The sequence below is a fragment of the Kitasatospora sp. NPDC005748 genome (assembly GCF_040630735.1).
Lineage (GTDB): Bacteria > Actinomycetota > Actinomycetes > Streptomycetales > Streptomycetaceae > Kitasatospora.
This window is the reverse complement of the sequence record NZ_JBEXYD010000098.1, coordinates 1-3,949: the sequence shown is the minus strand read 5'-3', so window position 1 is coordinate 3,949 and position 3,949 is coordinate 1. Positions and strand designations below refer to the sequence as shown.

General features: G+C 68.6%; 5 protein-coding genes. 4 read left to right on the top strand and 1 reads right to left on the bottom strand.

Annotation, left to right across the window (positions count from 1 at the left end):
- A partial coding sequence (locus tag ABZ495_RS35295) for a HEAT repeat domain-containing protein (protein ID WP_359840023.1) occupies nucleotides 1–713 on the top strand: 713 nt, incomplete at its 5' end.
- Nucleotides 714–1,255: 542 nt separating this feature from the next.
- Here ABZ495_RS35295 and ABZ495_RS35290 read toward each other — a convergent pair.
- Nucleotides 1,256–1,435 carry a hypothetical protein gene (locus ABZ495_RS35290; RefSeq protein WP_359840022.1) on the bottom strand — a complete coding sequence of 60 codons (180 nt, stop codon included), beginning with the start codon at nucleotides 1,433–1,435 and terminating at the stop codon, nucleotides 1,256–1,258.
- 392 nt (nucleotides 1,436–1,827) lie between these two features.
- Here ABZ495_RS35290 and ABZ495_RS35285 point away from each other — a divergent pair, with 392 nt between their 5' ends.
- The 3 genes from ABZ495_RS35285 to ABZ495_RS35275 all read left to right on the top strand — a co-directional run bounded on the left by ABZ495_RS35285 (nucleotide 1,828) and on the right by ABZ495_RS35275 (nucleotide 3,857).
- Nucleotides 1,828–2,058 carry a hypothetical protein gene (locus ABZ495_RS35285; RefSeq protein WP_359840020.1) on the top strand — a complete coding sequence of 77 codons (231 nt, stop codon included), beginning with the start codon at nucleotides 1,828–1,830 and terminating at the stop codon, nucleotides 2,056–2,058.
- Nucleotides 2,059–2,327: 269 nt separating this feature from the next.
- On the top strand, nucleotides 2,328–2,663 hold the full coding sequence (locus tag ABZ495_RS35280) for a hypothetical protein (RefSeq protein ID WP_359840018.1): 336 nt from the start codon (nucleotides 2,328–2,330) through the stop codon (nucleotides 2,661–2,663).
- Nucleotides 2,664–3,011: 348 nt separating this feature from the next.
- Nucleotides 3,012–3,857 (top strand): hypothetical protein, encoded by an 846-nt coding sequence (locus ABZ495_RS35275; RefSeq protein ID WP_359840016.1) that lies wholly within the window; start codon nucleotides 3,012–3,014, stop codon nucleotides 3,855–3,857.
- The last annotated feature ends 92 nt before the right edge of the window (nucleotides 3,858–3,949 follow it).

The window sequence follows — 3,949 nt, the reverse complement described above, 5'->3', positions numbered from 1 at the left end:
CCCGCCAAGCCCTCCTGATCACCGCCACCGACACTGACCCGATCGTCCGCAACATCGCCCTGCAAGTACTCGCAGCAAACTTCCCGGACGATCAGGACACCCACCGAGCTGTCCTGACCGCCGCCACCGACACCGACACCCACCTGAACGTTCGCAGCACCGCCCTGCAAGTACTCGGGGAACGGTGGCCGGACGACCAGAACACCCGCCAAGCCGTCCTGACCGCCGCCACCGACACCCAGCCGATCGTCCGCACCACCGCCCTGCGGGTGCTCGGGGAGCGGTGGCCGGACGACCAGAACACCCACCGAGCCGTCCTGACCGCCGCCACCGACACCGACCCGATCGTCCGCACCACCGCCCTGCAAGTACTCGGGGAGCAGTGGCCGGACGACCAGAACACCCGCCAAGCCCTCCTGACCGCCGCCACCGACACCGACCTGAACGTCCGCACCACCGCCCTGCAAGTACTCGCAGCAGACTTTCCGAACGTGGCATGGCCTGTCGTATGCGAGTACACGAAGAGCGACCAGCCGGCCGACATGAGGGTGAGCGTGATCAAGTTGCTCGCGTTGCTGTGGCCGGAGGAATCGGAGAGCGTCACCCTCATCCGATGCATGGAACAGCATGATGACGAAAGCGTGAGGCGAACCGCGGGAGAGGCTCTGGCGCTGTTGGAGCAGCGGCCAGGGTCGGCGGTCTCTCGGGCGTAGGCAGTCAGGAGCTGCGGGTGCTTGAGGGATTGCCCCGCACCACAGCATGGGGGCGCGGTGTCGTGGCTGGCGGCTGAAGTGCGTGGCGTTGGAGCGGCTGCGAGTTCGACTCTGCCGGCTTCGCGTGCTAGAAGGCCGAGTGGGGCAGGTTATTGAATCGGAATCGCGGCGCTGGCGGTGCGCCAATCATGGTGAATGGACGGGGTCCGGGCCATGGACAAGGAGACCGGCCGGCACATCTCTGCCGCGTCGGCCGCGCCGGGCTCCGGACTCGGGACATCGTTCGGTCACAGAGACGGCATGACCATGGCGAAGAGATACGCCACCCAATCGCCGGGCCCCGCTAGCCTTCACGCAGGGGTCGCGCGGCCCGTCCCGCGATGCATACTGGGCCTGTCGAGGTGGGAGCAGCCCGTTCGCTGACGGCGGTAACCGTCAGATCACCGAACGACCTGCTCACACCCCTTCGATAGCGCTTGCCGCGTGGTGAGCACTCAGCGTCGGCCCGACCTTCCCGGGTTGGGCCGACGTGCTCCCTGGTATCAGGTCCGCATCTGGCGGATGCGGTCGAGGAGATCGATGATCTCGTAGGCGCGCCAGAGCCACCTGGCGGTGGCGACAGCAACGGCCGACCAGTCCTTGCGGCGCTCTGCGGTGCCCGCCGGATCTTCGGATCCCGGCTCCGGCTCGTCGGCGGCCGGCTGTTCACTGGACGTGTTCACAGAGCGCTCCCTCCCTCTCCCGGGCCTTTCAGGGCCCTCACCGCCCCGCACAGACACGGGGTGGCTGTCCTGGACGGCATGTTCGTGCCGTACAGGGAGGAAGCAGCAACTCACGGTTGAGCGTAGTGGGTTAGCGGGCAGCTCCTCCGCCCGGCGAGACCTGGCGAAGGCTGGCGAATGGTCAAAATGCTCGTATGATCGCGGCGACGTTGCGGTGCCGAAAGCGGCCCGGCCATCGACCCCCGTGGTGCTGGTACCGGAGCGGCGCGGGGCGCTGGAGCGGATCGACCCGTGCTGGTGCCCCGCCTGGCAGCGCGCGTACGCCATCACGCGGCGATGGTGGCTTGAGCAGGCCAGCCTGAGCCGAGTGAGCCGCGCTGCCGCAGGACGCGGTGTTCGAAGGTGAGCGGCTCGGTCAAGGGGTGCGGGCGCAGCGGGCCGCCTCGCCGGGTCTGGAGGAGGACCAGCGGGACCTCCTGGCGGCGATCGGCATCGAGGAGGACGCGGAGCTGGTGGCCGCGAAGGCCGCGGCCGAGGCGAAGCCGACCGTGTCCTGCACCGACCGGTTCGCCCAGGGCTTGGCGGCGCTCGCCCAGTTCGTCAAGCGGGAGCGTCATCCCTAGGTGCCACGCACGCACAAGGAGCCGGTCGAGGCCGTGGAGGACAGTCCGGGTGGGGAGGAGGAGGAGGAGGTGTCGCACGTCGCGCTGGGCACTGGTTGAACAATCAGAAGGCGAGGCGGGCGAAGCTCACGCCAGGTCAGCTCGCGCAGCTCGCCGAGCACAGTGTGGAGTGGGCATGAGCTGGTCGGTGGAGGGCCTGGCCCGGACGGCGAGCGGCTGCACCCTCGGGACCTGGCCGCCTACGCCCGATCGCCTACGAGGTGGCCGGCGTGCGCGAGGGCGAGGGTGACTTCGCCAACGACGAGGACGAGGGCGACCTGGGCGATGTCGACCCGGACGCCCTGGACGTCGCGTTGGAGTGGGCCCGGGCCGGGGTGTGCGTGCCCCAGCAGTCGCTGCCCTGGCCGTCCACCGACGCCCTGCTCTACAGCGAGCTCGACAACCGGCCCACCCACCGCATCCTCTACTGCTACGCCGACCTGCTGCGCCGCCGCGACCCGAAGGCCTCGGCGGCGTGGTTCACCGCGCTGGTCTACCTCAACCCGAAGGACAACCTCGGCGCCCGCTTCATCGCCCCCGACGGGCCCCAGGACCCCCGCTTCTGAGCAGCACAGAGGGCCGTGCCCCTGGGCGGGGTGACGGCCTCCCTCTGCGTGTTCGGATCGGATCGGGGCGGCCGGTGGTACGGCCGGCCGCCCCGGGCGGCGGTGCCGTGTGGCTGGAGGTCGCGAACCGTCAGCTGCCTGGAGCGATCGCCGCTTGAACGGTGGTGGAGAGCGTCTGAGCGAGAGCGCCACTGACCGCCGGGGAGTTGAGGATGTCCAGGATGGCGTTTCCCCAGCGTCGGAGTCGTCCCGGGTCCGGGTTGTCCGTGGATGCCTCGTTCTCGATCCGGGTGGCGATGTCGGCGAACTCCTCGGCATCGCCCTCGGGCAGGCCCAGGACGGGGCTGCTTGGCGGAGGGATCGAGCGAGGAGCACCAGCTCACTGGGGTTGATGCCCTGATTGGTGGTGGCGGTCTGGGTGACCTCACGGCTATTGGCTGCGATGTTGCCGGTGTTGGTGCCGATGTGGAAGTTGGTAGTGCCGCCGTTGTTTCGCCGCTCGTACGCGGCGAGGTCGGCGCCGTAGTTCTCCACGCAGTCTTCTCCTTCGGCGGTGATCTCGGCGCGCAAGGGTCCCGCCGCACCCCAGGCTCGGACCGTCCCCGTGATCATTCCCTTGGCGACCAGGTGGTCGGCTGCCCGGTCGATCTCGGCGGCCTCAAGTCGCATGCCTTCGAACAGGGACTGCGGGGCTTCGAGGACCTGGGCGACCACCGGCATGTGGGTGCCATCCTGCTTTCGGTGCCACATCCAGGTCAGAAGGCCGGTGCGGGCGGCGGCGGTGCGGGCGGCGAGGTCTTCCCTCCGGCGCATTCTCTCCTCGACCCACGCAGTCCCGGCCGGCGTGAGGTTCGCGCAGGCCTCGCCGAGAGAGGAGAACCTGTCGTCCAGCGTTCCTGCTTCCTTGCAGTGTCGGAGAAGCTGGAATGCCTGCTGGAGGTCAAGTTGGTACTCGTCGGCGAACGAGGTAAGGGAGACGTCTCCGAGGGGGGTGCTTCCGCTGCGGTCGTAGACCCATTCGACGAGCTGGTCCTGCAGGGATCTGATGTCGGTGGCCACAGATCTCCTTCTGCTGGTAGTGAGGGGGACCCAGGATACGGAGCACCACTGACAGCCCTCGGCGTTCCGATGGTTCTGGCAGCGGTACCAACGACGCGGTGGTCAACGGCGTGCTCGGGGCTCGCCACCGACTAGGGCACGTATTCGGTCGTGATCAATGGGTTCGAGTGAGGTCCTTGATCCAGATCATCGCGCCACGGAGGTGGAGGCCGGCGAGGTAGCTTTCC